The sequence below is a fragment of the Galbibacter kalidii genome (genome assembly GCF_026241135.1).
Classification (GTDB): domain Bacteria; phylum Bacteroidota; class Bacteroidia; order Flavobacteriales; family Flavobacteriaceae; genus Galbibacter.
This window is the reverse complement of sequence record NZ_JAPFGA010000053.1, coordinates 1-2076: the sequence shown is the minus strand read 5'-3', so window position 1 is coordinate 2076 and position 2076 is coordinate 1. Positions and strand designations below refer to the sequence as shown.

Here is a 2076-nt window from a genome sequence, read left to right as displayed (position 1 = left end):
TGGCACGCCTATTAGTCCAGATGCAAGGCGAACGGATGGCCTCCCTGACCGAGGTGGTGGCCTATATGATGCCCCGGACCCTTGAACCACCCATGCCCAGTGAATGGGTCAATATCTATACATGGTGTGGTCTACAGTTTGCACGGACCTTTAAGAATGCCGGGCAGATAGGTGCGATGGTGGACATTGCACCGGAGAAGCTGTCCGATTACGAGCAGACCTTATTGAAGCGGCTTCGGGTATGGATTTACGAAAAAAGACGGGAGGCCCTAAAGCTGAAGCTGAAAGCGGACAAACCCACTGCAGAAGAACCTACAAGCCAAAAAAAGCTGTCCCTATAATGGACAGCTTTTGCAGATTTTGTCATGGCCCTTATCAGGTCAGGTCATCGATAATGGCTCCGGGGGCATTTTTCTTAACCGAGGCTATTCCGGTTTCCATGGCACTTTTCGAGGAATACATCTCACTGGTCCCGATCACTTGTCCGTTGGATGCCTTTAGGTTAAAGTAGGGGCTCCCGTTTTTGGATTCCAGACGCTCATATTTACTGTCATCCTGGGAGTTCTGTTTGACAGATTCAATGCCATTGGTGCAACCGGTCTTGGCCTTATAGCCTTCACTGGCCAGGATGTTCTGTCCGTTGGTAGCTTTTAAGCGGAACCTAAACTCACCGCCTTTGTCTGTGTAAATTTCAAATTTTTGCATAAGTAATGGTTTTATGATTAATGCTAAAAAGGTATCAAAAAAAATTGATTTATACCAACCGGATATAACCAAAGCATGCCCTGCATGACGGGCTTGTCATATAGATGGATGGGCAGTACGAAAAATAATTTGCCGTCTATACCATTGCCTGTAAAATATCTCCGAAACCCTGCGATTTACAGCATTTAGTTTTATTTGGGCGTGTCACCACCTGCATTCTACCCACACACAACAGCCTCCACCAAAATGCAAGCGGGCCGGGTCATCCGCTATATCTTTTGTGAAAATAAATGACCACAAAAGGATGCCGCTGCTACCCCTCACGCAATAAGCAATTACAAAAACGGAACAGCTTACCGGTCACGGCACCCATCTTTAAAAGAGCAAACCACTTCCTGCCCAAATCTTTCAATGATGTCACACTTTGGTAGTTTAAATAGTACCCTGCAGCCCATTCCCCTTCATTCCGACAAGCTCCCTGCCTGCGGCAGGCAGGCATTCCGGGAAAAGCGCTTCGTCAAAAGAAAGGTCTTGGACACAACCCCTTCCTTTTTGCTCATGCCCCGTTAGCCTGATCCGCTTTGGTTGGAAAGGGACACTGCATTTCCCGATTCAATAGTTATCGGGACACAAAAAGGAACGGGTCAAGTCCACTTTTAATAGGAAAGCCAAACCCTTCATTTTCTTAACTGAATTCCCGGCAAAGCCTTCTTTAGCCTTTGCTCGACAATTCATAAAAATGAAGCGTTCGGCCCACACATTTTAAGGGGTTTATAATGGATGGGGCCTCTACTGTTTTTCGGGGCAGCGAAAAACAGGCATGGCATAACCAATTCTAATATAACCCCCTTTGCTTTTCTCGCTTAACTGCCGGTACGCTCAAACACAAACGGGCTTAAAAGAATTGCTAATACCATTATGGAACTTGTCAAGACTGTACAAGTTTTAGGTAAAAATAAGGTTTCTGCTTCCTTGAAAACCCTAGGGCCTGCCTGCCGTCAGGCAGGTTTTACTACGTCGCAGACACTCCTGATTTGTTCCCTAAAAGTCTTGACAAAACCCACTCCATCCATTGTGCGGTGCACGAAAGAAATCAAACAAACACCCCTTAAAATCTGAACGCAATCGCATAGATAAAAAGGGGATTTATTAACCTTTTAAATTTTTAATCATGAGTACTATCAAAAACCAAGTACAGTTAATCGGAAATGTAGGGCAAGACCCTATGGTTACCAAACTTGACAGCGGAAAGAAAGTAGCCCGTCTGTCACTTGCCACCAATGAGGATTATAAAAATTCCAAAGGGGAGAAACAGACCGAAACCAACTGGCACACCGTTGTCGCTTGGGGCAAGACCGCAGACATCATCGA

3 protein-coding genes are annotated in these 2076 nt (G+C 45.7%); 2 read left to right on the top strand and 1 reads right to left on the bottom strand.

Features of this window, described 5'->3' with window-relative positions; genetic code table 11:
- Window positions 1-341: hypothetical protein (locus OOZ15_RS19770; RefSeq protein ID WP_265958164.1), on the top strand; the 341-nt coding region annotated here is incomplete at its 5' end.
- A gap of 34 nt (window positions 342-375) precedes the next feature.
- Here OOZ15_RS19770 and OOZ15_RS19765 read toward each other — a convergent pair.
- Window positions 376-705, bottom strand: coding sequence for a YegP family protein (locus tag OOZ15_RS19765; RefSeq protein WP_265958163.1), 330 nt, complete (start codon window positions 703-705; stop codon window positions 376-378).
- A 1171-nt stretch (window positions 706-1876) separates the two neighbouring features.
- Here OOZ15_RS19765 and OOZ15_RS19760 point away from each other — a divergent pair.
- Window positions 1877-2076: single-stranded DNA-binding protein (locus tag OOZ15_RS19760; protein ID WP_265958162.1), on the top strand; the 200-nt coding region annotated here is incomplete at its 3' end.